The sequence below is a fragment of the Variovorax davisae genome, assembly GCF_030316845.1.
Classification (GTDB): Bacteria; Pseudomonadota; Gammaproteobacteria; order Burkholderiales; family Burkholderiaceae_C; genus Variovorax; species Variovorax davisae.
In genome coordinates, this window is the sequence record NZ_JASZYS010000017.1 from 91630 (window position 1) to 117705 (window position 26076).

The window sequence follows — 26076 nt, forward strand, 5'->3', positions numbered from 1 at the left end:
GTAGCCTCGGGCCTTGGCCTGGGAGCGGAAATCAGGCTTCGGACTTGGTCTTGAGGACCTTGCGGCCACGATAGAAGCCGTTCGGGCTGATGTGGTGGCGCAGATGCGTTTCGCCGGTGGTCGGCTCGACGGCGATGCCGGGCACGCCCAGCGCGTTGTGCGAACGGTGCATGCCGCGCTTCGACGGCGACTTCTTGTTTTGCTGGACGGCCATGATGGCTCCTGGAAATGTTGGGTGGGTTGGTGGTGTGCACGCGAGCCCCGGTCGATCCTGTGATCTTGGGGCCATACGGGTCCACATACCCGGCAGCGCGCGCGAAGCCCATGATTATAGCCCATCCACGACATCAAGGCCAGTACCCGGGCCGCGCGCGTCCGCTCAGCCCTTGTCGGACTTGTCCGAGCGCAGGGCGCCAAGCACGGCGAAGGGATTGGGACGGGCCGCTTCGGCGCCGTCGAAGTCCGGGTCGACGGCCGACAGCCGGGTCGGCTGCGGACATACCTCGTGCCGCGGCGTGACGGGGATTTCCATCAGCAGTTCGTCCTCGATCAACGCATGGAGGTCGAAATCGCGGCTGGCGACCAGCACGTCCTCGTCGGACACTTCGTCCTCGGCCGCGGCGGTGGCCTCGTCGGGGGCGAACCGGAACCAGCGATCGACCTTCAGCGCCAGCTCGACCGGCGCCAGGCAGCGCTGGCAGATCAGGGGCGCGCTCGCCTGGGCGTCGAGGTGCAGCCAGGACACGGGGGCGCCATCGGCGCCGCTGCGCGACTGGCCGGTCGCCACCCAGCGCACCGTGGCGTCGGCGGCGGGGTCGGCCAACTCGGCGCTCAGGCGCTCGAAGCCCGACAGGGGATCGTTGCCGGACAGGGTCGCGGCGGCGTCGGCGAAGCCGTTCACGTCGAGCCGGCCGGGGACAAATTCTTTGCTCATCGACGCCAGTCTAAACCGCTCACGCACAATCGGGACCATGCAACGCCAAGTGATCCTTGCCTCGACCTCCCGCTACCGGCGCGAACTGCTGACGCGCCTGCGCCTGCCCTTCGACGTCCAGGCGCCGGAGGTGGACGAAACCCCGCTGGCGGGCGAAGCGCCGCGCGCGCTGGCCGAGCGGCTGGCGCTCGAGAAGGCGAACGCGGTCGCCCGCCGCTTTCCGCAGGCCGTCGTGATCGGCTCCGACCAGGTCGCCGACCTGGCGGGCGAGCCCCTGGGCAAGCCCGGCGACCACGCCCGCGCCACCGAACAGCTGCGCCGCATGCGCGGCCAGACCCTGGTCTTCCAGACCGCGGTCGCCGTGGTCTGCCACGCCAGCGGCTTCGCCGAGCGCGACCTGGCGCCGGTGCGGGTGGTCTTCCGCGCTCTGGAAGACGCCGCGATCGAGCGCTACCTGCGGGCCGAGGAGCCCTATGACTGCGCCGGCAGCGCCAAGAGCGAGGGCCTGGGCATCGCGCTGCTGGAGGCGATCGACAGCGACGACCCGACCGCGCTGGTCGGCCTGCCGCTGATCCGCACCGCGCGCATGCTGCGCGCCGCCGGAGTCGACCTGCTGTGAGCACCCCGGCCCTGGGCAAGCTCTACCTGGTGCCGGCGCCGCTCGATTTCGGCTGCGACGAACAGGCGCCGCTCGAGGACGCGCTGCCGCGCGGCACGCTGGCGACGGCCGCCGGCATCACCCACTGGATCTGCGAGAACGCCAAGTCGGCGCGCGCCTACCTCAAGCGCATCGATGCCGTCTGTCCGCTCGCGGCGCCACTGCAGTCGCAGCAGATCCAGGAGTTGCCGCGCGAAGTCCACAAGAAGGGGGATCATGCGGGGCAGTTCGACGCCCGGCCCCTGCTCGCGCCCGCACTCGCCGGACACGATGTCGGCCTGCTCAGCGAGGCTGGGATGCCCGCCGTGGCCGATCCCGGCTCGTCGGTGGCCCGGGCTGCGCACGAGCTGGGCATCGTGGTGGTGCCGCTCACCGGACCGGTTTCCCTGCTGCTCGCGCTGGCGGCCAGCGGGCTCAACGGCCAGAATTTCGCCTTCGTCGGCTACCTGCCGCAGGACGCCGACGCCCGCACCCAGCGGATCCGGGAACTCGAATCGCTGGCGTTGCGAACCGGCCAGACCCAGCTCTTCATCGAGACGCCCTACCGCAACGCCGCCCTGCTGCAGGCGCTGACCCAGACGCTGCAGCACAACACGCGGCTGGCCGTGGCGCGCGGACTGACGCTCGCCTCCAGCAGCGTACGCAGCGACACGGTGAAGGCTTGGCGCGCCAGGCCGATGGCCACCGACGGCCGCGCGCCGGCGGTGTTCGCGATCGGCCGCTGAGACCCGCTCGCCGATGCAAATTTCCAACGCCATGCGCTGGGCGGCGCGGACGCAGTTCTTCTGTTCGGGTTTCGTCTTCGCGACCTGGGGCGTGCACATCCCGACCGTCAAGTCCCACTACGGCGTCGACGAGGCGGAACTGGGCCTGGCGATGCTGGCCGCCGGCGTCGGCGCCCTGGTCGGCCTGACCCAGGCCAGCCGCTGGATCGGCCGTGCGGGCGCCCGCCGCACCGCCGGCGCCTGCGGCGCGACCTACGCCCTGCTGCTCGCCGGGCTGCTGGCGATGCCGAGCTTCCCGGCCCTGCTGGGCCTGCTGGCGGTGTTCGGCATCGTCACCAGCGTGTTCGACGTCGCCATCAACGCCGAAGCCGCGCAGTTGGAACTGCGCTGCGGCCGACCGCTGATGAGCGGGATGCACGGCATGTTCAGCCTGGGCGGCATGGTCGGCGCCGCGACCGGCAGCGCCGCCCTCGCGGCCGGCCTGCGCCCCCAGTGGCACCTGCTGCTCGTCGCCGGCGCGATGGCCTTGACCGTCGTCGTGGCGGCCCGTTCGATGCTCCCGCCCGAGGCCACGGCCTCCGCCAGCGCCGACCACGGCTTTCGCCTGCCGCGCGGCGCGCTGGCCCTGCTGGGCCTGCTGGCGGCACTGGGACTGATCGCCGAAGGCGCGATCTACGACTGGAGCGTGCTTTATCTGCAGCAGGAACTCGGCAGCCCCCAGCAGCAGGCGGCGCTGGCCTACGCCAGCTTCTCGGCGGCGATGGCGCTGGCCCGTTTCGGCGGCGATGCGCTGCGCGCGCGTTTCGCGCCGCCCGTGCTGCTGCGCGCCAGCGCGCTGCTGGCCGCGGGGTCGATGGCGCTGGTGCTGCTGACCGACCGGCCCTGGCTCGCACTGGTCGGCTTTGCCGGGGTCGGCGTCGGCTTCGCCAACGTGGTGCCGATCCTGTTCGCGGCTTCCGCGCGGGTCCCGGGCGTGGAGCCCACCCGCGGCATCGCCGGCGTGTCGGCGCTGGCCTATCTGGGCTTCATGGCGGGCCCGCCGGTGATCGGCTTCCTGGCTCAGCTCAGCTCGCTGACCCACGCGCTCTACCTGGTGGTGGCCTTCGCCACGGCGCTGGCCATTTCTGCGCGCCACGCCGATCCGGCGTGAGCGCGCCGGCCCTCAGCGCAGGGCCGGCGCCGCGTGCAGGGCCCGCACCGACGCATCCGCCAGCGCCGCACCGAACTTCTTGGCCAGTTTTTCGGCGACGTTGTCGCGCCGCGTGTAGTCGATCACTTCCTCGGCCTTGATGACGTCGCGGGCGACCAGGTCGACGTTGCCGAGCTGGTCGGCGAGGCCGAGTTCGATCGACTGCTGGCCGCTCCAGAACAGGCCGCTGAAGAGGCCCGGCGTGTCGGTCTTGAGCCGTTCGCCGCGGCCGCTCTTGACCACCTCGATGAACTGGTTGTGGATCTGGCCGAGCATCTGCTGCGCGTGCGCCTTCTGGGCGTCGTTCATCGGGCTGAACGGGTCCATGAAGCCCTTGTTCTCGCCCGCCGTGAGCAGCCGGCGCTCGACGCCCACCTTGTCCATCAGGCCGGTGAAGCCGAAGCCGTCCATCAGGACGCCGATGCTGCCCACGATGCTGGCCTTGTCGACGAAGATCTTGTCGGCCGCGGCGGCGATGTAGTAGGCCGCCGAAGCGCAGGTTTCCTCGACCACCGCATAGACGGGCTTGTTGTACTTGGCGCGCATGCGCTTGATCTCGTCGTTGATGATGCCGGCCTGCACCGGGCTGCCGCCCGGTGAATTGATCAGCAGCACGATGCCCTTGGCGCCGTCGTCCTCGAAGGCGGTCTTCATCGCGGCGACCACGAATTCGGCGCTGGCGTCGGCACCGGCGGCGATCTCGCCCTTGATCTCGATCACCGCGGTGTGCGGCGTCGCCTTGGCGGTGGCGGGCGTGCCGCGCGACATCGCGAACCAGAGCAGGAAGACGAAGAAGGCAAGCCAGCTCAGCCGGACGAAGGTCTTCCAGCGGCGGGCGGCGCGCTGCTCGCGCACCGCGGCGAAAGCCAGCTTCTCGAGCGTCGCGCGCTCCCAGCCCGGCGATGAGGTCGGATCGTTCTTTGCCATGGTTCTCTTGCCGTCTGCGGAAAATGGAGGCGCCGGGCGCTCGAAGGGCTCGAAACCCTCGGGCTCCGTGCGGTTGGAATCGGTCATGTCAGAAGGCTGCTTGAAGGTTCCAGGCAGTATGCCAGTGCACCACGCCGTCCCGCTCGCTCAGTGCGATCTTCACCAGGCCGCCGCGGCAGGGCCCGCCGGCACATTCGCCGGTGTCCGGCTTGTACACCGCCCCATGGGTCGCGCACAGCAGCCACTGGCCCGAGTCGTCGAAGAAGCGGTCGGGCTGGAAGTCCATTTCCATCGCCACGTGGCTGCAGCGGTTCAGATAGGCGTGGGGCGCGCCTTCGAAGCGCACGGCGAAGGCCCGGCAGGTCTCGCCGCCATGCACGACGTCGAAGGGCACCGCCCGGCCGCCCTCGACCAGCTCGGCCGAGTTGCACAGGGGAATCGGCTCGCTCATGGCCGGCTCAGGCGTTCTTGGCCAGCCACTGCGCGAGCGCGGGAACCGAGTGCGCCACATGCAGCGGCGCCAGGGCGTCGAAGCTGTCCGGCTCGTGGGCGCCGTAGCTGACGCCGACACCGGCGCAGCCGGCATTGATCGCCAGCTGCAGATCGTGGGTGGTGTCGCCGATCATGAGCGTGCGGTCGGCCGGGATGTCCAGCTCTTCCATCAGTTCGAGCAGCATGCGCGGGTGCGGCTTGCCGAAGGTCTCGTCGGCGGTTCGGGAGGCGTCGAAGCGGTCGCGCAGCGCGACGGTGGACAGGGCTTCGTCGAGCCCGCGGCGCGACTTGCCGGTGGCGACCGCCAGCTTGTGGCCGCGCGCGCGCAGGGCATCGAGCATCTCCAGCACACCGTCGAACAGCACCAGGTCGTCCTGGTGCTGCAGGAAGTGGAAGCGGTAGCGGTGGCCCAGCTCGGCGTATTTCTCCTTCGGCACGTCCGGCGCGGCGCGCGCCAGCGCCTCGGCCAGGCCGAGGCCGATCACCCAGGCGGCATCGCTCTCGCTCGGCCGGGCGCCGCCGACGTCGACCACGGCGGCCTGGATGCAGCGGGCGATCAGCCGCGTGGAGTCGTAGAGGGTGCCGTCCCAGTCGAAGGCGATCAGGTCGAAACGGCGGGGTCGGGAGTCAGTCATGGGCTTGGACGAAAGGATGGGTGGCGAGCGCTTCGAGCGCGGCGGGCGGCATCAGCACCCGCAGCTCGGGCGGCAGGTCGGCCTGGAGGGCGATGCGCTCGGCGCTCGCGGGATGGGTGAACTGCAGCCGCCATGCATGCAGGAACATGCGCTTGAGGCCCAGCTTCTGCAAGGCCCGGTTGCGCTCGAAGACGCCATATTTGTCGTCGCCGGCGATCGGATGGCCGGCCGAGGCGAGGTGGACGCGGATCTGGTGGGTGCGGCCGGTCTTGATGGTCACGGCCAGCAGGGAGAAGCCGGCGGCGTCGCCCGCCAGTTGGCAGCGGGCCAGCACCTTGACCAGCGTGACCGCGCGCATCGCGTCCGGGTGGTCCTTGGCGACCACGCGCACGCGCCGCTCCCCCTCGGCGGCGCCCGCGGCCGCCGGCAGCAGGTACTTGGCCAGCGGCGCGTCCAGCACCTTCTTGTTGGCCGGCCAGGCACCTTCGACCAGCGCCAAGTAGGTCTTGCCGGTCTCGCGCTCGCGGAACTGGTCCTGCAGCGCGGTCAGGGCGCTGCGCTTCTTGGCCACCAGCAGGATGCCGGAGGTCTCGCGGTCCAGCCGGTGGACCAGTTCGAGGAAGCGTGCCGCGGGCCGGGCCCGGCGCAGTTGCTCGATCACGCCGAAGCTCACGCCGCTGCCGCCATGCACCGCCACGCCGGCCGGCTTGTCGATCGCCAGCAGCGACTCGTCTTCGAGCAACAGCGGAAACTCGCGCGCCGGCGCCGCCGGCGTGGCGCCCTCCTCCGCACGCGCCGACACCCGCACCGGCGGCAGCCGCACCAGGTCGCCGGCCGCCAGCCGCGACTCGGCCTGGGCCCGTCCCTTGTTGATGCGCACCTCGCCGGAACGGATGATCCGGTAGACGTGGGTCTTGGGCACGCCCTTGAGATGGCGGAACAGGTAGTTGTCCAGCCTTTGGCCGGCGGAATCCTCGTCGACCGTCAGAAAGCGAACTTCTGCCGCCGCGGGGCCCGGCTTCGCACCTATAATGTTTTTCACCAGCGCGGTCTTGTAAGTGCTTGATTAATCAGAAGTTTAGAGCACTGCAGGGAGCGCTGTGAGGTCGATGCCGCTTTGAGGCAGCGTCCGCAGGCCACGCGCAAGAGCGCAAGGCGGCGGGCCCTGCACCCGAGTCAAGCCGACGCCCACGAAACACCGATACGGAATACCCCAGCCGGCAGGCCCCAATCTGCCGGCGGATCGAAGCGAGTCCCTTGTGTTGATGCTGCTGATTCAACTGATCCTGCGCTGGCAAAAGCCGGCAGCGTCAGCCATTGAATCGCCGCCAGCGCGCGCCACCCCTGCGCCAGTTGCTATAAAAATAGTAGCAAATCGACTTCTCATGCGGCTCGCGCTCATCCACGCGCCCCCACCCCGTCTGGCATCGAGTTGACTCTCGATGGGGTCGGCTGCGCTCGCGCGGCGGCCCCCAGCAGCCTGGGTTCAGCGGCAATTCCTTCGTTTCGCGAGCGTCGTCCGTGCATCGTTAGGTCCGTCATGGACCGGTAAGAGCGATACGAACAGATATAAGGACAACGCATCATGAAACGGATGCTGATCAACGCCACGCAGCCTGAAGAGCGCCGCCTGGCCATCGTCGACGGGCAGAAGCTCCTCGACTACGAAATCGAGATCGAAGGGCGCGAACAGCGCAAGGGCAACATCTACAAGGCCGTCGTCACGCGCGTCGAGCCCTCCCTGGAGGCCTGCTTCGTCGACTACGGCGAAGACCGCCACGGCTTCCTGCCGTTCAAGGAAATCTCCAAGCAGTACTTCGCCGAAGGGGTCTCGGCCAGCCAGGCCCGGATCCAGGACGCGATCCGCGAAGGCCAGGAACTGGTCGTGCAGGTCGAGAAGGAAGAGCGCGGCAACAAGGGCGCGGCGCTGACCACCTTCATCTCGCTGGCCGGGCGCTATGTGGTGCTGATGCCGAACAACCCGCGCGGCGGCGGCGTCAGCCGGCGCATCGAGGGCGACGACCGGGCCGAGTTGAAGGAGGCCATGGACCAGCTGGAGTACCCGAAGGGCGCCAGCATCATCGCCCGCACCGCCGGCATCGGCCGTTCGGCACCCGAGCTGCAATGGGACCTGAACTACCTGCTCAAGCTCTGGAGCGCCATCGACGGCGCCGCCAAGGGCGCCAAGGGCGCCTTCCTGATCTACCAGGAATCCTCGCTCGTGATCCGCGCGATCCGTGACTATTTCAATCACGACATCGGCGACATCCTGATCGACACCGACGACATCTACGACCAGGCGCAGCAGTTCATGGCGCACGTGATGCCCGAGCATGCGGCCCGGGTGAAGCGCTACCGCGATGACGCGGCGCTGTTCAGCCGCTTCCAGATCGAGCACCAGATCGAATCGGCCTATGCCCGCACGGTGCAGCTGCCGAGCGGCGGCGCGATCGTGATCGACCACACCGAGGCTTTGGTCTCGGTCGACGTCAACTCGGCGCGCGCCATCAAGGGCGGCGACATCGAGGAAACCGCCACCCGCACCAACCTGGAAGCCGCCGATGAAGTGGCGCGCCAGATGCGCCTGCGCGACCTCGGCGGCCTGATCGTGATCGACTTCATCGACATGGACGAGTCGAAGAACCGTCGCGAGGTCGAAAGCCGCCTGCGCGACGCGCTGCGGCAAGACCGCGCCCGGGTGCAGTTCGGCTCGATCAGCAAGTTCGGCCTGATGGAAATGAGCCGCCAGCGCCTGAAGCCGGCGCTCAGCGAAGGCTCGTCGATCCCCTGCCCGCGCTGCGGCGGCTCGGGCCACATCCGCGACACCGAATCGAGCGCGCTGCAGATCCTGCGCATCATTCAGGAAGAGTCGATGAAGGACAACACGGCCGCCGTGCATGTCCAGGTGCCGGTCGAGGTGGCGTCGTTCCTGCTGAACGAGAAGCGCCCCGAGATCGCCAAGATCGAGCTCAAGCAGCGCGTCACCGTGCTGATGGTGCCCAACAAGACGCTCGAGACGCCCAACTACAAGCTCGAACGCCTGAAGCACGACGATCCGCGCCTCGACCACATCGAGGCCAGCTACAAGATGGCCGACGAGATCGAGGATCCGACCTCGGTCACGCGCCGCTCGCAGGAGCCGACCAACAAGCAGACGCCGGTGATCAAGGGCGTGCTGCCCGACGCGCCGGCGCCGGTTGCGGTGCCGAAGCCCGAGGCGGTGCGCCCACCGGTGGCGGCACCGGCGCCCGTGGCCGCACCCGCTCCGGTGGCGGCGCCCGCCAAGTCGGCCGAGTCCGGCCTGTTCGGCTGGATCAAGAGCCTGTTCGGCGGCGCCCCGGCACCGGCGCCGGCGCCGGCCGTGATTCCGGTCGAAGCGCCGAAGCCGCGCCGCGAAGGCCGCGAAGGCCGCGACGGCCGTGGCGGACGCGATGGTGAAGGCGCGCGCAGCGCGCGCGACGGTGAACAGCGCCGTGGCGGCCGCGGTGAAGGCCGCGGTGGCCGCGATGGCGAGGCTCGCGGCGGTGAAGGCCGTGGCGGCGAACGCCGCGGCGGCCGCGGTGGCGAGCGCCGGGATGGCGAGCGCCGCGAAGGACGCGAAACCCGCGGCGAGGCGCGCGCCGACAGCCAGGTCCGGGAACCGCGGGAGCCGCGTGAGGCGCGTGAACCGCGCGAAGCCCGCGCCCCGCGCGACGGCGAGCGTCGCGGCCGCGGCGAGCGCCGCGACGGCGAAGCCCGCCAGTTGCCGGCCGAAGCCGCCGACGTCCAGTTGGACGCCCAGGCGCTGTCGCCCAGTGCCGGCGAGGGCAGCGAGACGGCAGCCCCGGCCGAACGTGCACCGCGCGGACGCGGCGAGCGCCGAGAACGCGGCGAGCGCAACGGCGACGGCGGCCGCGAACGCAATGGCGACACGACCCGCGACGCCCAGGGCGAAGCCAGCCCGGACGGCGCCGCCAACGAGCGCGGCGCACGCAACGGGCGCGAAGACCGCCCGCCGCGCGGCGAACGCAGCGACGGCCGCCGCGAGCGGCGCAGCGACGCTCCGGCACGCCTGTCGGAAGAAGCAGCGGGCGCAGCCGCATCGACGCTGCCCGAAGCGGGCGCACTCGGCGCCCCCGAGGCCGCCCCTGGCGCCGAAAACCAGGGCGAAGCGGCACCGCGGCGCGACGGCGACGAACGCCGCGGCCGTTCGCGCGACCGCTACGGCCGTGACCGGCGCGAGCGCGGTCCGCGCGAGGAAGGCGGCGAGGCCGAAGCGGTGCCCGCCGCCGCGGCACCGGTCGAAGCGGAAGAAGCCGTCGTCCGGTCGGCCCTGCCGCCGGCGCCGGTGCGCACGGAACGCCCGGCCGCACCGCCCGCAGCTCCGATCGTGGTCGAGGCCAAGGCGCCTTCCTCGCGCGCCCTGCCGAAGGTCCAGCCTTTCGAATTGCCGCTCGATGAGCTGGCGCAGGTGGCGGAAGGCTCCGGTCTGCACTGGGTCAACTCGGACGCCGAACGGGTGGCCGAGGTGCGGGCGGCCATCGCCGCCGAGCCCCAGCCCCAGCACGTGCCGCGCGAGCGCCCGCCGGCGATCGTGATCGACGAGGGTCCGCTGGTGCTGGTGGAAACCCGCCGCGACCTGGGATCGATGACGCTGCCCTTCGAGGACGCGGCACGCGGCGCCAACGCGACGCACTGAGGCGGCGGCGGAGAGCCGGCGCGAGCCGCTCTTCCGCGACGCTCCACTTTGAAGGGAGGCCTTTCGGCCTCCCTTTTTCGTTTCTGACGCACGCCCGTCGCCCATTTGCAACCGTTCGTCGGCTGGCGCAGCCCCTTGCGCGGACCCGCAGATCACGCACCACAAACGAAACCATCGGTACTAATCCGCAAAAGCGCGATTGGCGTGCAGAAACAACACCAGGATGTTCTTCCGTGTTAACAATTTGTTATACAAAAGGACTACACTGCAATCGTCGAAGGTAAGCCGGTCCCGCCCCTCTGTATCAACGCAAAGACGAGGGATCAGCCTACGCCTTTTGGCGGACCATGTAAGGCTTTTGCTGACACCACGAAGGCCACGACATATGTTCAAATTCTTGCTGATAGTAGTAAAGCGTTACACTGCCCCGCTCTAGGTTGAGGCAGTACCCGTTACGGGGGAATTTCAGATGTTTCGTTCCGATTCGACCACCAGCGGCAACGTGGTCCGACGCTTTCCCCCAGAGGGTGGGGGCCCGTCTGCACCGCCGCTGGAGGCCAGCCCGCCCCGGCTGTCGATCCTCCAGCGCATCGTCAAGCGCGCCGTCGACATCGTCGGGGCGCTGGTCTTCTTCGCCCTCTTCGGACCGCTCTATGTCATGGTGGCCCTGGGCGTGCTGATCAGCATGGGCCGGCCGGTGCATTTCTGGCAGACCCGCCTCGGCGAACGCGGCCAGCGCTTCCGCTTCTACAAGTTCCGTTCGATGGTGCGCAATTCGGACGATGTCCTGGACGAGTTCCTTAGCCGCAGCGACATGGCCCGCACCGAGTGGGACACGTTCCAGAAGCTGGAAAAGGACCCCCGCATCACGCCGATCGGCGTGGTCATCCGCAAGCTGAGCCTGGACGAGCTGCCGCAGTTCTGGAACGTCCTCAAGGGCGACATGAGCCTGGTCGGGCCGCGTCCCTGCATGGAACGCCAGCGCAGCCTCTACGGCCGCGGCTGGACGCATTACTGCGCGATGCGCCCCGGGATCACCGGCCTGTGGCAGGTCAGCGGCCGCAACCGGCTGTCCTATGCGCGCCGGGTCGAACTCGACGTGGAATACGTCACCAACTGGTCGCTGTGGCTGGACATCAAGATCCTGTTTCGGACCGTGCGCGCCGTGGTCAGCGGAGAGGGTTCGCGGTGACCCGGATCCAGCCTGTCATCCTGTGCGGCGGCAGCGGCACCCGGCTCTGGCCGCTGTCGCGCAAGACGCTGCCCAAGCAGTTCGCGCCGCTGATCGGGAACAAGAGCCTGTTGGCGCTCACGCTCGAGCGCCTGCGCCGGCTCAATCCCGAAGTGACCTGCGTGGCCGCGGAGGAGCATCGATTCCTGGTGCAGGAGGCGATCGACGCCGCGCTGGTGACCGGCAAGCAGCTGCTCGAGCCGGTGGCCCGCAATACCGCCGCGGCGATGGCCGCCATGGCGCTGCTGGCCGACCCGGAAGAACTGCTGCTGTTCGCGCCGGCCGACCACCACATTCCGGAGGCCGAGCGCTTCGTCGCCACGATCCAGAAGGGCATCCCGGCGGCGCAGGCCGGCTATCTCGTGACCTTCGGCGTCGAACCGTCGTTCCCCAGCACGGCCTACGGCTACATCCGCCAGGGGCTGCCGCTCGAGGCGACGCTGGGCGACGACGCCGGGCATGCGGTCGCCGCCTTCATCGAGAAGCCGCCGGCGGAACGCGCCGAGCAGATGCTGCTGGAAGGCGGCCATCTCTGGAACGCGGGCATCCTGCTGGTCCAGGCCAAGGTCCTGATCGCCGCCCTGCAGACGCACGCCCCGGACATCCTGGAAAACTGCAGGCTGGCCACCGCCGCGATCGAAACCGACGGCGACTTCATGCGCATGGACAGCGCCGCCTTCGGACGCTGCCGCAGCCAGAGCATCGACTACGCCGTGCTCGAGCAATGCGATCGCGTCGCGGTCATCCCGTTCCAGGGCCGCTGGAGCGATGTCGGCAGCTGGAACGCCGTGGCCGACCTCCACGACACCGATGCCCACGGCAACCGGATCAGCGGCCAGGGCTTCGCCATGGGCGCGACCAACACCTTCATCCACGCGCCCAGCCGGCCGGTGGTGGCGCTCGGCACCAAGGACCTGCTGGTGGTCGACACGCCGGACGCGCTGCTGGTCGTGCACCGCGAGTGCGCCGAGCAGGTCAAGGACGTGGTCGCGCTGCTGACCACGCACGGCCACAGCCAGGCCACCCGGCACCGCCGCATTCCCAGGCCCTGGGGCGCCTACGACAGCATCGACGACGGCGAGCGTTTCGCGGTCAAGCGGCTGACGGTCAAGCCGGGTGCGCGGCTGGCGCTGCGGATGCACCACCATCGCGCCGAGCACTGGGTGGTGGTCAAGGGGACGGCGCGCGTGGTGTGCGACGACAAGACGGTGCTGGTCAAGGAGAACGAATCGATCTATATCCCCGTGGGCGCGGTCTATCGGCTGGAGAACGCCGGCAAGATGGCCCTCGAGGTGGTCGAGGTGCAGACCGGCGGCTACCTGGGCGAGGACGACATCGTGCGCTTCGCCGATGTAGATTCACTCGACATCGGCGGCGCGAAGAAGATCGCCTGACCTTTTCAACAGCGACCTGGCGAGATTTCAATGAACGAGTTGCACAAGCGGATTTTCGTGGCGGGCCATCGCGGCATGGTCGGCAGCGCCATCGTGCGCTGCCTCGAAGCGCGGGGCTACACCCGGATCATCACCCGCAGCCGCGACGAGCTCGACCTCACCGAACAGGCGCAGGTGCGGGCCTTCTTCGCCGAAGAACGACCCGACGAAGTCTATGTCGCGGCGGCGAAGGTCGGCGGCATCCATGCCAACAACAGCTACCCGGCCGAATTCATCTATTCGAACCTGATGGTCGAAGCCAACCTGGTTCACGAGTCGTGGCGCAGCGGCGTCGCCAGGCTGCTGTTCCTCGGTTCCAGCTGCATCTACCCGCGTCTGGCGCAGCAGCCGATGTCGGAGGACGCGCTGCTGACCGGCAAGCTCGAACCGACCAACGAACCCTATGCGGTCGCCAAGATCGCCGGCATCAAGCTGTGCGAGAGCTACAACCGCCAGTACGGCTGCGACTTCCGCAGCGTGATGCCGACCAATCTCTACGGGCCGGGCGACAACTACCACCCGGAGAACAGCCATGTGCTGCCGGCGATGATCCGGCGCTTCCATGAGGCGAAGGCCAACGACGCGCCGGCCGTCGTGATCTGGGGGACCGGCTCGCCGAAGCGGGAGTTCCTCCATGTCGACGACATGGCGCGCGCCTGCGTGCACGTGATGGACCTGCCGCGGGACACCTATGCCGCCCACACCGATGTCATGGCCAGCCACCTCAACGTCGGCACCGGCGAGGACCTGTCGATCGCCGAGCTCGCGCAGCTGGTGAGCGAGGTGGTGGGCTACCAGGGCCGCATCCAGTACGACTCCAGCAAGCCCGACGGCGCGCCGCGCAAGCTGCTGGACGTGTCGCGCATCCGCGGGCTCGGCTGGACGCCCTCGATGGCATTGCGCGCGGGCATCGCGCACGCCTACGAAGACTTCTGCAGCGAAGCCCTGGTCGCCTGAGGCGGCCCCGTCGCGGCGGTATGCCAACCATGGGCGCCTCCTTTCTGTCCCTCGTTCCGCCGGGCGCCGGCGGCGTGCGGGACTATGCGAGCCTGATCGGCCAGTCGCTGCAGGCCCCGCCGCTCGAGATGACCCGCACGACCGACGTCTCGTCGCTGTCGGGCGACTGCCTGCTGCTGCATTTCAGCGGCTACGGCTACCACAAGCGCGGCCTGCCGCTCTGGCTGGTCGAGCAGGTGCGCCACCTGCGCAGCCGGTTCCAGGCCTTCGGCGTGGTGTTCCACGAGCTGTACGCCTCCAGCCCCCCCTGGGGATCCGCCTTCTGGCTCGGCGCCTGGCAGAAGCGGATCGCTCGCGAGCTGCTCGATCTGTCGGATTTCTGGCTGACCAACCGGGAGGAGTCCGGCCGCTGGCTGCTGGCGCGGCGCGAAGCGGCGCCGCACCGCGTGCTGCCTGTTTTCTCGAACGTGGGCGAGCCGGCCTCGATCGACACCGACAGGGCGCCGCATCTGGTCGTCTTCGGCGGCCCCGGCGTGCGCGCCAATGTCTATCAATGGGGCGGCGGCGAAGTGTTCGACTGCGCCCGCCGCAGGGGCCTGGTCATTCACGACATCGGCCCCCCGCTGCAGGATGCCGAACTGGCGCAGCGCCTGGTGCTGGAAAAAGCCGTCGTGCACGGCAAGCTGTCGGCGCAGGCGGTGAGCCAGGCCTTGTCCGGCGCCAGCTACGGCGCCCTCTCCTATCCCCTGGACTACGCGTCGAAGAGCGGCGTGCTGGCCGCCTACAGCGCCCACGGCCTGTGCCCGATCCTGCTCTGGAACGACTACCGGCCGCACGACGGACTGGTCGCCAACCTCAACTACCTGCCCGGCTTCGGCGCGCTCGAGCACGTCGATGCGCGCACCGTCGGCCGCGAGGCGCGCCAATGGTACGAGCCGCATTGCGTCGATGCCCATGTCGCCGCCCTGCGGACGATGCGCAGCGAGGCCCGGCGATGAGCCCCCGCCCGGCCGCTCCGAAGGGGGCTCGCACCGCAGTGCGAAGCACGGAGGTTGCTCCGTGAGCGATATCGGCTATTTGTGGTCCTTGCGGGAGCGCCCGGCGCTCGGGTCGCGGCGCTGGTGCATCGTCTGGGCCAAGCGGGCCCTGCATTCCGTCGCGCTGCTCAAGATCATCATGGCGCGGCGCAGCTTCCGCGCCCGCGGGGCCGAGGTCGGCGCACTGTCGATCCTCGACCGCTTCGCGCTCAAGGGCCCGGCCGCCCACCTGAGCGTCGGCGAGCATTGCTTCATCTCGGGCTCGTCGGAGATCGTGGCCCTCGACCAGGTCCGCATCGGATCGCGCGTCGTGATCAACGACCGGGTCACGATCCTCACGGCCAGCCATCATGTCGGGGATCCGGGCTGGCGATCTTTCAAGAAGCCCGTGCGCATCGACGACTATGCCTGGATCGCCGTCGGCGCCACCATCCTCCCGGGCGTCACGATCGGCTACGGCGCGGTGGTCGGCGCCGGCGCGGTGGTCGCCAAGGACGTGCCGCCGCTGGCGGTCGCCACCGGCAATCCGGCCGTCATCCGCCTGAACGCGCGCCCCGCCGACCTCTGCTACGACCCGGTCGCCCTGCTGCCTCCTTTCGAGGCCTGGATCGGACGCCGTGCCGATCCGGCCGGTCCGACGAATTCGCCCGTGCACGGCGTCGAGCCGCGGCCATGACGCCGGTCCTGGTCACGCACCCCGGGCTGCAGCACTCGCACCAGCTCGCCCTGGCGCTGCACGAGCGTTCGCTGCTGCAGTCCTTCTGGTCCGGCGTGCCGGTGGTGGCCGAAGGCGAGGCGCTGCCATGGTGGCTGCCCGCCACCTACCGCTCGAAGGTGCGCACCGTCGAGATCCCGCGCGCGCTGCGGCGCCATCCGGCGCGCTTCCAGCTGGCCCTGCGGATGTCGAACGCGGTGAACATCGGCATTCCGGGTTCCGACATGGTGCACCGCGTGTTCCACTGGTTCGACCACTGGGCGGCGCGGCAGATCCTGCAATTCAAGCCCAAGGTCGTGGTCGCCTACGAGAATGCGGCCTTCCACACCTTCCAGGCGGCGAAGGCGATCGGCGCGCGCTGCGTGCTGGATGCGGCCGCCTTCCACCACGAGACCGCGGCCCGCCTGCTGGGCACGCCGGCGACCCCCTACACGCCCGAGATCAATCGCCGCAAGGACGAGGAGATCCGGTTGGCCGACCTGATCCTGACCTGCTCGCCACTGGCCGCCGAGAGCTACACCGCGCATGGCGTGCCGGCCGACAAGGTGCGCCCGATGATGCTGGGCGCCGAGCGGCCGCCCGGCCTGCGCGGCTGGCAGGCCCACGACGGTCCGCCGCGTTTCGTCTTCGCCGGCGCGCTGAGCCGGCTCAAGTCGATCGACAGCATCGTCGCCGCCTTCCGGCGGCTGCACGCCGAGGGCATCGCCTACGACCTGGCGTTCGTCGGCGGCGTCGCCGACGCCGAGCTGCTGCGCGCGGTGCTCGCCACGCCCCATGCCCGCCATACGCCGAACGTGCCGCAGGGCGAGCTGTTCTCGATCCTCGCGCGCGCCGACTGCCTGCTGCTGCCCTCGCGCTTCGACTCGTTCGGCATGGTGGTCGCCGAGGCGATGGCGTGCGGCACGCCGGCCGTGGTCTCGACGAACACCGGCGCCAAGGCGATGATCGAGGCTTTTCCGGGCAGTGGCTGGATCGTCGAGCCGGGGGTGGATGCCTTGCATGCGCAGTTGCGGCAACTGGCGCAAGAGCCTGAACGCTTGCATGCGGCCCGGTCCATCGCGCGCCAGTCCGGCGATGCGTTTTCGTGGGCCAGCTATCGCCACCGGGCCGGAGAGTTGTTCGAGGAATTTGTTCAATGAGTACCACCGCCACTTTCTCGCACGCAGCGGCGCGGCCGGCGTCGATGACCCGTGCGGGCAAGGCCTTCATCGCGGTGTTCCTGGTCGTCGTGCTGGAAGGCGCGGTGCGCAAATGGGTGGCCTCGTCGGCCACCCTGCCGCTGCTGCTGGTGCGCGACCTGCTGGCGATCTACGTGGTCGCCTACGCCCTGCGCAACGGCGCCCTCCAGCGGCAGCGGGGCATCACCCAGGCACTGCTCGTCTGGTCCTGCCTGGTCATCGCCTGGGGTCTGCTGCAGCTCGTGGTCGGCCAGAGTACGCCCACCGTGCTGCTGATCGGGCTGCGCTTCTGGCTGCTGTACATCTGGTTCGGGGTGGCCGCCGCCGCCACGATGAACGAAGCCGACTACCGGGCGGCGCTGCGGGTGGCGGCCTGGAGCCTGCTGCTGATGGCGCCGCTGGTCGTGCTGCAGCATTTCTCGCCGCCGGGCGCACGCATCAACAACCAGATCGACAGCGACGAGGCCGACATCTTCCTGGTGATCGCCGACGTGGTCCGCACCACCGGCACCTTCAGCTTCACCGCCGGCTTCACGACCTACCTGGCGCTGATGGCACCGCTGGTGTTCGCGGCGGTCGGGTCGCGCAAGCGGCCCGGGCGCCAGACGCTGTTCGCGGCGGCGCTGTTCGCCGCCTTCGTGGTCACGAGCGTGGTGAGCGGCTCGCGCGCCGCCGTCATCCTCTCCGGGGTGATGGTCGTCGCCTACTTCGTCGGCCGGCTCTGGCTGGCGCAGGGCAAGGCCAGGACCCGGGCGCTCGTGGGCGTCGTCGCCGGGATCGTGCTGCTCGCCGCTCTGCTCTATGTCTTCCGCGGTGCGATCGCGATCACCGGGCAGCGCTTCCAGGAGGCCTCCGAGGTCGAGACCTTCTGGGGCCGCATCTTCACCATCTTCATCGGCCAGTCCGTGGCCTTCGATGACTTCACCTGGATCGGCTACGGCATCGGCCTGGGCTCCAACCTGGCCAGCTATGTGCGCACCGGCAGCACCGGCGCCTTCGCGCTGGCCGAAGTCGAGGCCAGCCGGATCCTGCTCGAAGGTGGCCTGATCGGCTATGTGTTCACCGTCTTCAAGGTGGGCGTCATCGTCGTCGGCGTCCGAAAGGCCTGGCGGCTGTCCAACCGGCTGCACTCTGCCTATCCGATCCTGCTGTGGGCGGTCGTCTCGCTCGCGCTGCTGACCTGGTCGGCCATCGGGCAGCTGACGGCCCACGGCCTGCTGGGGCTCATGCTCGCGTTCGGCCTGCTGGTGTTCCGGCATCCCACGGTCGAGTTCTTTCCTCCTCGCCATCCATCCGCGTGAGACTGCTCCATCTGATTCCCAAGGTCGATCCCCGCGCCGGCGGAGCGATCGAAGGCGTGCTTCGAATCCACCAGGCGCTGGTCGCGCTCGGCCACGAGAGCGAACTGGTGTCGCTCGACGACCCCGCGGCGCCCTGGGTCAGCGAATGCCCGGCGCCGCTCCATCCGCTGGGCCCCTCGCGCGGCGCCTACCAGTACAACCCCGACGCGGTCGCCTGGCTGCGTGCGCATGCGGGCCGCTACGACGCGGTGATCGTCAACGGCCTCTGGCAGTACGCCAGCTTCGCCGCCTGGCGTGCCCTACATTCGGCACCCACGCCCTACTTCGTCTACACCCACGGCATGCTCGATCCGTGGTTCAAGCGGCGCTATCCGCTCAAGCACCTGAAGAAGTGGCTGTACTGGCCCTGGGCGGAGTACCGCGTGCTGCGGGATGCGGCGGCGGTGATCTTCACCTGCGAGGAAGAGCGCCTGCTGGCCCGCCAGTCCTTCTGGCTCTACCGCGCCCGCGAAGTGGTCGGCTCGTACGGCACCTCCGAGCCGCCTTCGGATGCCGCGGCGCTGAGCGAAGTCTTCCTGGCCCGCTTTCCCGAGCTTCGGGGCAAGCGCGCCTTGCTCTATCTCGGGCGCATCCACGAAAAGAAGGGCGGCGACCTGCTGGTCGAGGCCTTCGCCCGGGTCGCTGCCGATTCGCCCTCGCTGCAACTCGTGATGGCCGGGCCGGGCGATGAGCGCCTGGTGGCGCAGCTGCGCCAGCGCGCCGCGGAGCTCGGCATCGCCGACCGGATCACCTGGACCGGCATGCTGCAGGGCGACCTCAAATGGGGTGCCTTCCATTCGGCGGACGCGTTCTGCCTGCCCTCGCACCAGGAGAACTTCGGCATCGCCGTGGTCGAGGCGCTGGCCTGCGGCAAGCCCGTCCTGATCAGCGACAAGGTGAACATCTGGCGCGAGATCGCGCAGGACGGCGCCGGGCTCGTGGCCCCGGACACGCTGGCCGGCACCGTCGACACGCTGCAGCGCTGGCTGGCGCTGACGCCGGCCGAGGCCGCCGCCATGCGGCTGGCGGCCCGGCGCTCGTTCCGCGATCGCTTCCAGGTCGAGCAGGTCGCGCAAACGCTGGTCCGGATCGTGAGCGAACGAACGCCGGGGTCGGGCAGCGCTGCGCCGCCACCGGGTCCGCGCCCTGCCAAGGCCGCCATGCTGCCCGAGGGTCAATGAAACTTCTTGTCTACGGAATCAACTTCGCACCGGAACTGACCGGGATCGGTAAATACACAGGCGAGATGGTGGCCTGGCTCGCGGCCAGGGGGCACGAGGTGCGGGTGGTGACAGCCCCGCCCTACTACCCGGACTGGTCGGTCCGCGCGGGCTACAGCGGATCGCGCTACGCCCGCGAGGACTGGCGCGGCGCCACCGTCTACCGCACGCCGCTGTGGGTGCCGCGCAAGGTGACCGGGCTGAAGCGGCTGGTCCACCTGGCGAGCTTCGCGCTGTCGAGCCTGCCCACGCTGCTCGCCCAATGGCGCTGGAAACCCGACGTCGTGTGGGTGACCGAGCCGCCGCTGTTCTGCTCGCCGGCGGCACTGGCCTTCGCCCGGCTGCGCTCGGCGAAGGCGTGGCTGCACATCCAGGACTACGAGGTCGACGCGGCCTTCGAGCTCGGCCTGCTCAAGGGCGCCGGCGTGCGTTCGATCGTGGCCGCCGCGGAGCGCGGCCTGATGCGCCGCTTCGACCGCATCTCGACCATCTCGTCGCGCATGATGGAGCGCGCCAGCCACAAGGGCACCGAAGCCGCGCGGCTGGTCTCGCTGCCGAACTGGGCCGACGTGTCGGCCGTGCAGCCGCTGCAGGCGGCCAGCCCCTATCGGGCGGAACTGGACATCGCGCACGATGCCGTGGTCGCGCTCTACTCGGGCAACATGGGCGCCAAGCAGGGCCTCGAGGTGCTGGCCGAGATGGCCCGGCTGCTGCAGCACGAGCCCGGACTGACGTTCGTGTTCTGCGGCAACGGCGCCGGCCGCACGGAGCTGATGCAGCGCTGCGCGCAGCTTTCGAACGTGCGCTTCCTCGACCTGCAGCCGGTCGAGCGGCTCGGCGACCTGCTCGGCCTGGCCGACATCCACCTGCTGCCGCAGCGCGCCGACGCCGCCGATTTCGTGATGCCGTCGAAGCTGACCGGCATGCTCAGCAGCGGCCGGCCGGTGGTGGCCGGCGCCAGGCCCGACACCGAACTGGGCAAGGTCGCCGCCCAATGCGGGCTGGCGGTGCCGCCGGACGACGCCCGGGCCTTCGCGGATGCGGTGCTGACGCTGGCCTCCCAGCCCGATCTGCGCCGCCAACTGAGCCTGCGCGCCCGTGCCTTCGCCGAAGCCAACTTCGACCGCGACGCCGTGCTCGCCCGCTTCGAGAAGGACCTCGAAGCCTGCATCGCCGTCCCCACAACGAAAAGAGCCGGCGAAGCCCGGCTCTAGTTGGTGAAACACCGCGGAACCGGCTCTGCCGGGCCGCTGGTGTTGCCCCGGCAGGGGGCTGAGGAGGCGCCCGGACACGAAGTGCCGGGCAACCTGGAGGGCGAGCTTATTGCTCTTCGGGCAGGATGCTCTCGTAGTTGTAGTTGGTGTAGCGGTAGCGGCCGTACTTGTAGGCGGCGTAGGCCCTGCGGTTGACGTTCATGCCGTTGAGCAGCACGCCCGTGGCCGCCTTGCCGCCCATCGCCAGGCGACGGGTGCTCTCCTTGAGCTCGCCCATCGTCGACAGGCTGGCGCGCGCCACCAGCAGCACGGTGCCCACGTGCGTCGCCACCGTGCTGGTGTCGGCAGCAACCAGCACCGGCGGCGCGTCGATGACGACCAGGTCGTACTGCTCGGAGAGGCGCTCGAGGGTCGACTTGAACGAGTCCGACACCAGCAGTTCGGCCGGGTTGGGCGGCAGCTGGCCGGTGGCCAGGAAGTCCAGGCTGGGCACCACCTGGCGGTGCACGGTCTGCTGGATCGTCAAGCTGCCGGCGATCAGTTCGGACAGCCCCCCATGGCGCTGCAGGCCGAAATACTGGTGCGTGTGGCCGCGCCGCAGGTCGGCGTCGATCAGCAGGGTGCGGCGGCCGGCCGCGGCCATCAGCGCCGCGAAATTGGCGGCCACGAAGCTCTTGCCCACGCCCGGCGTGGGGCCGGTGATGAGCACCCGGTTGTTGGGCGACTCCAGCATCGCGAACTGCATGGCGGTTCGCAGGCTGCGCAGGCTCTCGACGGCCGGATCGTCGGCCTTCTCGATCGTCAGCAGGCGCACCCCGGTCGCGCCGCTCAGGCGCCGGGCCGCAATCGCCTCCTGCGCCGGGCTCAATGGAATGGTCGAGAACACGGGCAGGCCGATGTCGGCCTCGACCTCGTGCGGATCCCGCAGCCGCTGCTCGACGAAGGCGTTGCGCAGGAAGGCGGCGCAGATGCCGAGGAACAGGCCCAGGGCCAGGGCCGAGGCGACGATGACCTGGCGGTTCGGCTTGATCGGGAACGACGGCGCGATCGCATCGTCGAGCACCCGCACGTTGCCCACCTTGCCCTCCTTGACCAGCCGCAGTTGCATCGCGTTGTTGAGCAGCGACTGGTAGAGCTCGGTGTTCACCTTGACGTCACGCTCCATGCGCACCGCCTCCTGCTGGAGCGCGGGCAGGCCCTTGATCCGGATCGTGATGTTCGAGATGTCCGAGCGCAGCGCCGCGATCTGGCCATCCAGCGTCTGCACCAGCGGGTGATTGGCGGTGAAGCGCGCCTCGAGTTCCCGCCGGCGCTGCTCGGCGTCCAGCAGCTTGCTCTGCCGGTCGACCGCCTGGGCCAGCACCGACGAGGCCTCCTCGGTGAAGGAGACCATCCCCTTCTGGTTGCGGAAGCGGTTGTAGGTTTCTTCGGCCGCTTCCATCTGGCGCTTGTACATCGGCAGCTGGACATCCAGGAAGGCCAGCGTCTTGCGCGCTTCGGCCGCCTTGCGCTCCACGTTCTGCAGCACGTACTGCTCGCCCACGGCGTTCAGGATCTGTGCCGCCCGGTCGGGATTGGTGTCCTGCAGCGTCACGTTGATGATGCCCGAGGACTTGCCCCGTTCGCTCAGCCCGAGGCCGGCCTGCAATCCCAGCGCGGTCGGCAGCGTGCCGAGGCGCTGCAGGTTGAACTCGGCGCCCGGCTTGCCGGCCAGCCGGTTGATCATGAGCTCGATCGGCCCGGCCGCCGTCTGTGCCTTCAGCGCCGTGCCGACCGTGCCGGTCAGGGGCTTCGACAGCATCGGCGAGGCCAGCGTGTACTGCCCGCCTTCCTGGGCGGTCACCGTGAACAGCGCGCCCTCCAGCGACTTCGGAACGTCGAACTGCGCCACCTCGATCAGTTCCCGCCCCGACACATAGCCGCCGAAGCCGAGGAATCCGGGGTCGGACAGCCCCGTCGAGCGCCGTGCCAGCCAGCCGCCGACATAGGGGACGTAACGGGGGCTGGCGGCGATGTAGAGCTTGATCGCCTCGACCGCCTTGCCGGCGATCATGCGCGAGCGGATGATCTCCATCTCGGCCGAACCCGGCGTCTTGACGTCGAACAACGCGCCGCCGGCTTCGCTCAGGATCCCCTTGCTGCCTTCGGGATCTTCCACCTGGATCACCAGGTTGGACTCGTAGATCGGGCGCTCGAGCAGCGCGTAGACCACGCCGCCCAGGAACACGACCAGCGTGATGAAGGCGATGAGCCACTTGTTCGCCACCAGCACTTCGAGGTAGTGCCCGATGTCGAAATCCTCCTCCTCCGCCGCTTCGAACGCACTGGGATTGGATTTGGGGGTGAGTGTGGAATTCATCGACTGGATACTCTTGAAATGCGTTGGACCCATTGCTGGGTGCCGTCTTCGATGAGCGTCAGCGCACGCTCGAAAGAGGCGCGACCGGAGCCATACGGGTCCGGCACGTCCTGATCGCTGAACTCACACAGGCGAAATACCTTGCCGGCGGCAAAGAGGTAGCGCTCCTCGATCGACCGGCGCTGCTTGCCGTCCATCACGAGGATCAGGTCGGCGCGCTGGCAGGCGTCGAGGCTGATCTGCTTCGCGCGGTGCGCTTCGATGGCGACGCCGCGCTGGTGCATCAGGTCGCGCGCGATCTCGTCCGCGGGCTCCCCCACCATCGCGGCCAGCCCTGCGGACGCGACCTGCGCGTCGGGCAGCGCCGCGACCAGCAGGCCTTCGGCCATCGGACTGCGGCAGATGTTCCCGATGCACACGACGAGGATGTTCCGGATGGTCACGATCGGTCCGCTATCGACCGCCGGACGTGCTGCCGCCGCGATAGAGATACGAATACCCGTACGAGGTGGTCGGCAGGATCAGGTTCAGCACCCGGTTCCACTGCACCAGCGGCACAGGATCCACATAGACCACGTCCTTCGGCCGGAGGGCGAAGCCGTCGGCCATGGCGATGGCCGTCGGCGTGCGCGCGTTGAGGTGGAAGATCGACTGGCCACCCTTGGCTTCGTTGCGGATCACGTAGATCTGCAGCGGATTGGCCGTGTTCAGGTTCACGCCGCCCGCCTCGATCAAGGCGTCGCTCAGGCTGAGCCGGCCGTTGCGCATCGTGACGCCCATCTGGGTCGTCACCTCGCCCATCACCACGACCTTGCTTTCGTCGCGGCTGCGCACGTACACCATGTCGCCCGGCTTGAGGGGGATGCGGCTGGGGTCGATGCCGGCGTCCGCCATCGCCAGCAGGTTGAGCTGGGTCATCTTGCCGTCGCGCGTGAGCATGATGGCGGAACGGTCGCCGTTCGGCGACACGCCGCCGGCGCGGTTGAGCGCCTCCGCGAGGGTCATCGGGATGTCGCTGAACAGCATCAGGCCCGGAGTCCGGATCTCACCGTCCATGTAGGCGCGCTTGCTGCGGAAGGCATTGACGCGCACGCTCAGCTGCGGGTCCCGGTAGACGCGCGACAGGCGCTTGACGAGGGCGGCCTCCGCCTCCTCGATGGTCATGCCCGCGACCACCAGCGAGCCGACGTACGGAAAGCTCAACTGGCCCGTGGTCGACACGATGTAGCCGGGCGCAGCGGCCACGGCGGCGCCGTCGCCCCCGACCGAAGGCGGGGCGCCCGAACTGTAGGAAATCTCCGGATGATCGAGCACCGCGATGCCCAGCACGTCGCCGGGCCCGATCCGATACGGGCCGGTGTCGCCGACCAGCTTCATCACTTCGGGGCCGAGCGTCGTTTTCTGGGTCGCCGCGCGTTGCGCCCCGATCAGCTCGGGCGTGATCTCGGTCAGCGCGCCGGCCGGCGGCGGGTCGATGTCGGCCGTGGAAAAGCCCGAAGGCGAAACAGCGGCCGCAGCATCATTGCTGGCTGAACTGAAGCCCGGCGCCAGCGGCGCGCAGCCTTGAACCAGCAAGCCCACCGAAGCCAGCAGCGCGACAAGTAGTAAAGAATGCTTCAAGTGCAGCTCCGCATCGTGACCCTGGAATGAATACTTTTGCAAACAGTTACGACTGTACATCAGTATGGGCCCGGGTTTCAAACCCTTTGTCGGCTTAGAGCTTAAGGCAGAGAAATTGTCCTACACGATGCCGAAATAGCACGATTCCGGGCATTTTCCAAGCCGGCCCGATCTTGCGATGCAACAAGATCGAGAGACTTGCCCGCTACCGATTCGATAGCAGCGAAACCAGATGCAACAAGCCCCGGTCAGGGACTTTCTGTCTGGGCCGCGCGCTTCCAGGCGGCCGACGCCTGGTCGGCGTCGTCGCGCGCCTCGGCCAGCTGCGCCAGCGCCTGCCAGGCCCGGCGATGCAGGCTGGTGTCCTGCAGGCCCAAGCCGGCCTGTGTGAGCAACTGTTGCGCCTTCCCCCACAGCTGGCGCTTCATGCAGGCCATGCCGGCCAGGTACTGCAGGTTGGCATCGCGCGGGTTGTTGCGCTGCGCCGCTTCGATGCGTGCCAGCCAGTCGGCATCGACCGAATCGAGGCCGGCCTCGAGCGCGCGGACCAGTTTCACGCGCAAGGATTCGCCCAGGCCCTGCGGATGCTGGACCATGCGCTCCCAGACCGGCAGCAGCCAGGCCCGCGCCAGGGTCAGGTCGCCGCGCAGCGCCACCATGCGCTGGGCGGCATGGATGGCGACCTCGGGCATCTCGCGCTCCGCGGGCTCGAACTCGCTCCAGGCGCGCAGCAATTGGGCCGGATCGTGGGCGCCCGACAGCAGCTCGGTGGCCAGTCCGCGCACGATGCTCTGCGCCGCCGCCTCCGAGAAGGCCCGGTGCTTGGCCAGCAGCCGGGCGGTCTCGAGGGCCTCCAGCGTGCGCCGGTCCTGGCGCGCGGCCTTCAGGCGCAGCCGCAGGGCCAGCGTGCGCCGCTGCGCGCCCTGCGGCAGTTCGCCGAGCCGCGCCAGGGCGGCCGGCGCGTCGCCATCGTCGAGCGCCCAGCGGGCCGCGCGCAGCTGCACGCCTTCCCGCGTTTCGGGCGAGAGCTGCGGGCCGCGGTCGGCGCTCTCGTTGAGCGCCTGCTGCAGATGCGCATCGCGGGCCGGACGGTCCTGCAGCGATTGCGCGCTCTCGGCCGCCAGCAGGTGCGCGATCACGCGGACCTGAAGCGCCTGCGGCAGCCCGGCGTCGAGCGCGGCCAGCCGGCGCTCCTGCGACAGCGCCGCCTGGGCCGCCTTGCGGGCCCGGGAGAAGCGCCCGGCCAGCAACTGCGCCGCGGCATCGAGCAGCGCCACGTGCAGCGCGCGCTCCTTTTGCTGCAGCCGCCATTGGCGCGCCTGCTTGGGCAACGAGAACAGGGCGGCCAGTCCGCGCAGCGCGAGATGCAGCAGCACGAAAGCGGCGAACAACAGCAGCAGCACCAGGTTCAGCGACAGATCGACCCGCCAGGGCGGCCAGAAGACCGTGATCGTGCCCTGGTTGTTGCCGGCGAACAGCGCCACGGCGGCGGCGATGCCGAACAGGGCCAGGAACCAGAGGACGGCGCGCATGG

General features: G+C 69.4%; 23 protein-coding genes. 13 read left to right on the forward strand and 10 right to left on the reverse strand.

Annotated features, from left to right (window positions below):
* Window positions 1-31: 31 nt before the first annotated feature.
* Together rpmF and QTI33_RS29935 are read right to left on the reverse strand one after the other, a co-directional pair.
* Window positions 32-214 (reverse strand): 50S ribosomal protein L32, encoded by a 183-nt coding sequence (rpmF, locus tag QTI33_RS29930; protein ID WP_028248601.1) that lies wholly within the window; start codon window positions 212-214, stop codon window positions 32-34.
* Between the two features lie 165 nt (window positions 215-379).
* A complete protein-coding gene (locus QTI33_RS29935) occupies window positions 380-934 on the reverse strand; it encodes a YceD family protein (protein WP_286510166.1) in 555 nt (184 codons plus the stop codon).
* Between the two features lie 37 nt (window positions 935-971).
* On the opposite strand from QTI33_RS29935, the gene QTI33_RS29940 reads away from it, so the two are divergent.
* Genes QTI33_RS29940 through QTI33_RS29950 form a run of 3 tightly spaced genes read left to right on the forward strand, consistent with a single transcriptional unit; the run spans window position 972 to window position 3467 of the window.
* Window positions 972-1553 carry a Maf family protein gene (locus tag QTI33_RS29940; protein ID WP_286510167.1) on the forward strand — a complete coding sequence of 194 codons (582 nt, stop codon included), beginning with the start codon at window positions 972-974 and terminating at the stop codon, window positions 1551-1553.
* Complete coding sequence (locus tag QTI33_RS29945) at window positions 1550-2317, forward strand: SAM-dependent methyltransferase (protein ID WP_286510170.1); 768 nt, start codon at window positions 1550-1552, stop codon at window positions 2315-2317. Before QTI33_RS29940 ends, QTI33_RS29945 begins: the two co-directional genes overlap by 4 nt.
* Before the next feature lie 13 nt (window positions 2318-2330).
* Complete coding sequence (locus QTI33_RS29950) at window positions 2331-3467, forward strand: MFS transporter (protein ID WP_286510171.1); 1137 nt, start codon at window positions 2331-2333, stop codon at window positions 3465-3467.
* 12 nt (window positions 3468-3479) lie between these two features.
* Here the strand turns inward: QTI33_RS29950 and QTI33_RS29955 are convergent, their stop codons facing one another.
* From QTI33_RS29955 to QTI33_RS29970, 4 genes are read right to left on the reverse strand one after another with little or no spacing between them, the layout of a single operon-like run.
* On the reverse strand, window positions 3480-4520 hold the full coding sequence (locus QTI33_RS29955) for a S49 family peptidase (protein ID WP_286510172.1): 1041 nt from the start codon (window positions 4518-4520) through the stop codon (window positions 3480-3482).
* Window position 4521: 1 nt separating this feature from the next.
* Entirely contained in the window at window positions 4522-4884 is a 363-nt protein-coding gene (locus QTI33_RS29960) for a Rieske (2Fe-2S) protein (RefSeq protein WP_286510173.1), read from the reverse strand.
* Window positions 4885-4891: 7 nt separating this feature from the next.
* The gene (locus QTI33_RS29965; RefSeq protein WP_286510174.1) at window positions 4892-5560 is read right to left on the reverse strand and encodes an HAD-IA family hydrolase; all 669 of its coding nucleotides are present in this window, start codon (window positions 5558-5560) and stop codon (window positions 4892-4894) included.
* Window positions 5553-6602 (reverse strand): RluA family pseudouridine synthase, encoded by a 1050-nt coding sequence (locus tag QTI33_RS29970; RefSeq protein WP_286510175.1) that lies wholly within the window; start codon window positions 6600-6602, stop codon window positions 5553-5555. Before QTI33_RS29970 ends, QTI33_RS29965 begins: the two co-directional genes overlap by 8 nt.
* 543 nt (window positions 6603-7145) lie before the next feature.
* Between QTI33_RS29970 and QTI33_RS29975 the strand changes: the two genes are divergently transcribed.
* The 10 genes from QTI33_RS29975 to QTI33_RS30020 all read left to right on the forward strand — a co-directional run bounded on the left by QTI33_RS29975 (window position 7146) and on the right by QTI33_RS30020 (window position 20563).
* Window positions 7146-10238: an Rne/Rng family ribonuclease gene (locus QTI33_RS29975; RefSeq protein ID WP_286510176.1), complete on the forward strand. Its 3093-nt coding sequence runs from the start codon at window positions 7146-7148 to the stop codon at window positions 10236-10238.
* Window positions 10239-10707: 469 nt separating this feature from the next.
* Window positions 10708-11430, forward strand: coding sequence for a sugar transferase (locus QTI33_RS29980; protein ID WP_286510177.1), 723 nt, complete (start codon window positions 10708-10710; stop codon window positions 11428-11430).
* Entirely contained in the window at window positions 11427-12863 is a 1437-nt protein-coding gene (locus QTI33_RS29985) for a mannose-1-phosphate guanylyltransferase/mannose-6-phosphate isomerase (protein ID WP_286510179.1), read from the forward strand. Before QTI33_RS29980 ends, QTI33_RS29985 begins: the two co-directional genes overlap by 4 nt.
* A gap of 30 nt (window positions 12864-12893) precedes the next feature.
* The gene (gene fcl / locus QTI33_RS29990) at window positions 12894-13859 is read left to right on the forward strand and encodes a GDP-L-fucose synthase (RefSeq protein WP_286510180.1); all 966 of its coding nucleotides are present in this window, start codon (window positions 12894-12896) and stop codon (window positions 13857-13859) included.
* Window positions 13860-13888: 29 nt separating this feature from the next.
* Window positions 13889-14857, forward strand: coding sequence for a hypothetical protein (locus QTI33_RS29995; RefSeq protein WP_286510182.1), 969 nt, complete (start codon window positions 13889-13891; stop codon window positions 14855-14857).
* Between the two features lie 61 nt (window positions 14858-14918).
* Window positions 14919-15572 carry an acyltransferase gene (locus QTI33_RS30000; RefSeq protein WP_286510185.1) on the forward strand — a complete coding sequence of 218 codons (654 nt, stop codon included), beginning with the start codon at window positions 14919-14921 and terminating at the stop codon, window positions 15570-15572.
* The gene (locus tag QTI33_RS30005) at window positions 15569-16750 is read left to right on the forward strand and encodes a glycosyltransferase family 4 protein (RefSeq protein WP_286510187.1); all 1182 of its coding nucleotides are present in this window, start codon (window positions 15569-15571) and stop codon (window positions 16748-16750) included. The genes QTI33_RS30000 and QTI33_RS30005 overlap by 4 nt, the downstream gene beginning before the upstream one ends.
* Entirely contained in the window at window positions 16747-18090 is a 1344-nt protein-coding gene (locus QTI33_RS30010) for an O-antigen ligase family protein (protein ID WP_286510189.1), read from the forward strand. The genes QTI33_RS30005 and QTI33_RS30010 overlap by 4 nt, the downstream gene beginning before the upstream one ends.
* Window positions 18087-19310 carry a glycosyltransferase gene (locus tag QTI33_RS30015; protein WP_286510191.1) on the forward strand — a complete coding sequence of 408 codons (1224 nt, stop codon included), beginning with the start codon at window positions 18087-18089 and terminating at the stop codon, window positions 19308-19310. The genes QTI33_RS30010 and QTI33_RS30015 overlap by 4 nt, the downstream gene beginning before the upstream one ends.
* The gene (locus QTI33_RS30020) at window positions 19307-20563 is read left to right on the forward strand and encodes a glycosyltransferase WbuB (RefSeq protein ID WP_286510193.1); all 1257 of its coding nucleotides are present in this window, start codon (window positions 19307-19309) and stop codon (window positions 20561-20563) included. The genes QTI33_RS30015 and QTI33_RS30020 overlap by 4 nt, the downstream gene beginning before the upstream one ends.
* Before the next feature lie 106 nt (window positions 20564-20669).
* Here the strand turns inward: QTI33_RS30020 and QTI33_RS30025 are convergent, their stop codons facing one another.
* From QTI33_RS30025 to QTI33_RS30040, 4 genes are all read right to left on the reverse strand, one after another.
* The gene (locus QTI33_RS30025; RefSeq protein ID WP_286510194.1) at window positions 20670-22922 is read right to left on the reverse strand and encodes a polysaccharide biosynthesis tyrosine autokinase; all 2253 of its coding nucleotides are present in this window, start codon (window positions 22920-22922) and stop codon (window positions 20670-20672) included.
* Window positions 22919-23359: a low molecular weight protein-tyrosine-phosphatase gene (locus tag QTI33_RS30030; RefSeq protein ID WP_286510251.1), complete on the reverse strand. Its 441-nt coding sequence runs from the start codon at window positions 23357-23359 to the stop codon at window positions 22919-22921. The genes QTI33_RS30025 and QTI33_RS30030 overlap by 4 nt, the downstream gene beginning before the upstream one ends.
* A 16-nt stretch (window positions 23360-23375) precedes the next feature.
* The gene (locus QTI33_RS30035) at window positions 23376-24542 is read right to left on the reverse strand and encodes a polysaccharide biosynthesis/export family protein (protein WP_286510195.1); all 1167 of its coding nucleotides are present in this window, start codon (window positions 24540-24542) and stop codon (window positions 23376-23378) included.
* Window positions 24543-24790: 248 nt separating this feature from the next.
* Window positions 24791-26074 (reverse strand): heme biosynthesis protein HemY, encoded by a 1284-nt coding sequence (locus tag QTI33_RS30040; protein WP_286510197.1) that lies wholly within the window; start codon window positions 26072-26074, stop codon window positions 24791-24793.
* Window positions 26075-26076 lie beyond the last annotated feature (2 nt).

What these genes read in the sequence shown, in the direction of transcription:
- fcl (WP_286510180.1), top strand. Translation starts at nt 12,894, where the DNA reads ATGAACGAGTTGCACAAGCGGATTTTCGTGGCGGGCCATCGCGGCATG.
- QTI33_RS29950 (WP_286510171.1), top strand. Translation starts at nt 2,331, where the DNA reads ATGCAAATTTCCAACGCCATGCGCTGGGCGGCGCGGACGCAGTTCTTC.
- QTI33_RS30005 (WP_286510187.1), top strand. Translation starts at nt 15,569, where the DNA reads ATGACGCCGGTCCTGGTCACGCACCCCGGGCTGCAGCACTCGCACCAG.
- QTI33_RS30020 (WP_286510193.1), top strand. Translation starts at nt 19,307, where the DNA reads ATGAAACTTCTTGTCTACGGAATCAACTTCGCACCGGAACTGACCGGG.
- QTI33_RS29975 (WP_286510176.1), top strand. Translation starts at nt 7,146, where the DNA reads ATGAAACGGATGCTGATCAACGCCACGCAGCCTGAAGAGCGCCGCCTG.
- QTI33_RS30040 (WP_286510197.1), bottom strand. Translation starts at nt 26,074, where the DNA reads ATGCGCGCCGTCCTCTGGTTCCTGGCCCTGTTCGGCATCGCCGCCGCC.
- QTI33_RS30010 (WP_286510189.1), top strand. Translation starts at nt 16,747, where the DNA reads ATGAGTACCACCGCCACTTTCTCGCACGCAGCGGCGCGGCCGGCGTCG.
- QTI33_RS29940 (WP_286510167.1), top strand. Translation starts at nt 972, where the DNA reads ATGCAACGCCAAGTGATCCTTGCCTCGACCTCCCGCTACCGGCGCGAA.
- QTI33_RS29995 (WP_286510182.1), top strand. Translation starts at nt 13,889, where the DNA reads ATGGGCGCCTCCTTTCTGTCCCTCGTTCCGCCGGGCGCCGGCGGCGTG.
- QTI33_RS29965 (WP_286510174.1), bottom strand. Translation starts at nt 5,560, where the DNA reads ATGACTGACTCCCGACCCCGCCGTTTCGACCTGATCGCCTTCGACTGG.
- QTI33_RS30025 (WP_286510194.1), bottom strand. Translation starts at nt 22,922, where the DNA reads ATGAATTCCACACTCACCCCCAAATCCAATCCCAGTGCGTTCGAAGCG.
- QTI33_RS29980 (WP_286510177.1), top strand. Translation starts at nt 10,708, where the DNA reads ATGTTTCGTTCCGATTCGACCACCAGCGGCAACGTGGTCCGACGCTTT.
- QTI33_RS29935 (WP_286510166.1), bottom strand. Translation starts at nt 934, where the DNA reads ATGAGCAAAGAATTTGTCCCCGGCCGGCTCGACGTGAACGGCTTCGCC.
- QTI33_RS29960 (WP_286510173.1), bottom strand. Translation starts at nt 4,884, where the DNA reads ATGAGCGAGCCGATTCCCCTGTGCAACTCGGCCGAGCTGGTCGAGGGC.
- rpmF (WP_028248601.1), bottom strand. Translation starts at nt 214, where the DNA reads ATGGCCGTCCAGCAAAACAAGAAGTCGCCGTCGAAGCGCGGCATGCAC.
- QTI33_RS29955 (WP_286510172.1), bottom strand. Translation starts at nt 4,520, where the DNA reads ATGACCGATTCCAACCGCACGGAGCCCGAGGGTTTCGAGCCCTTCGAG.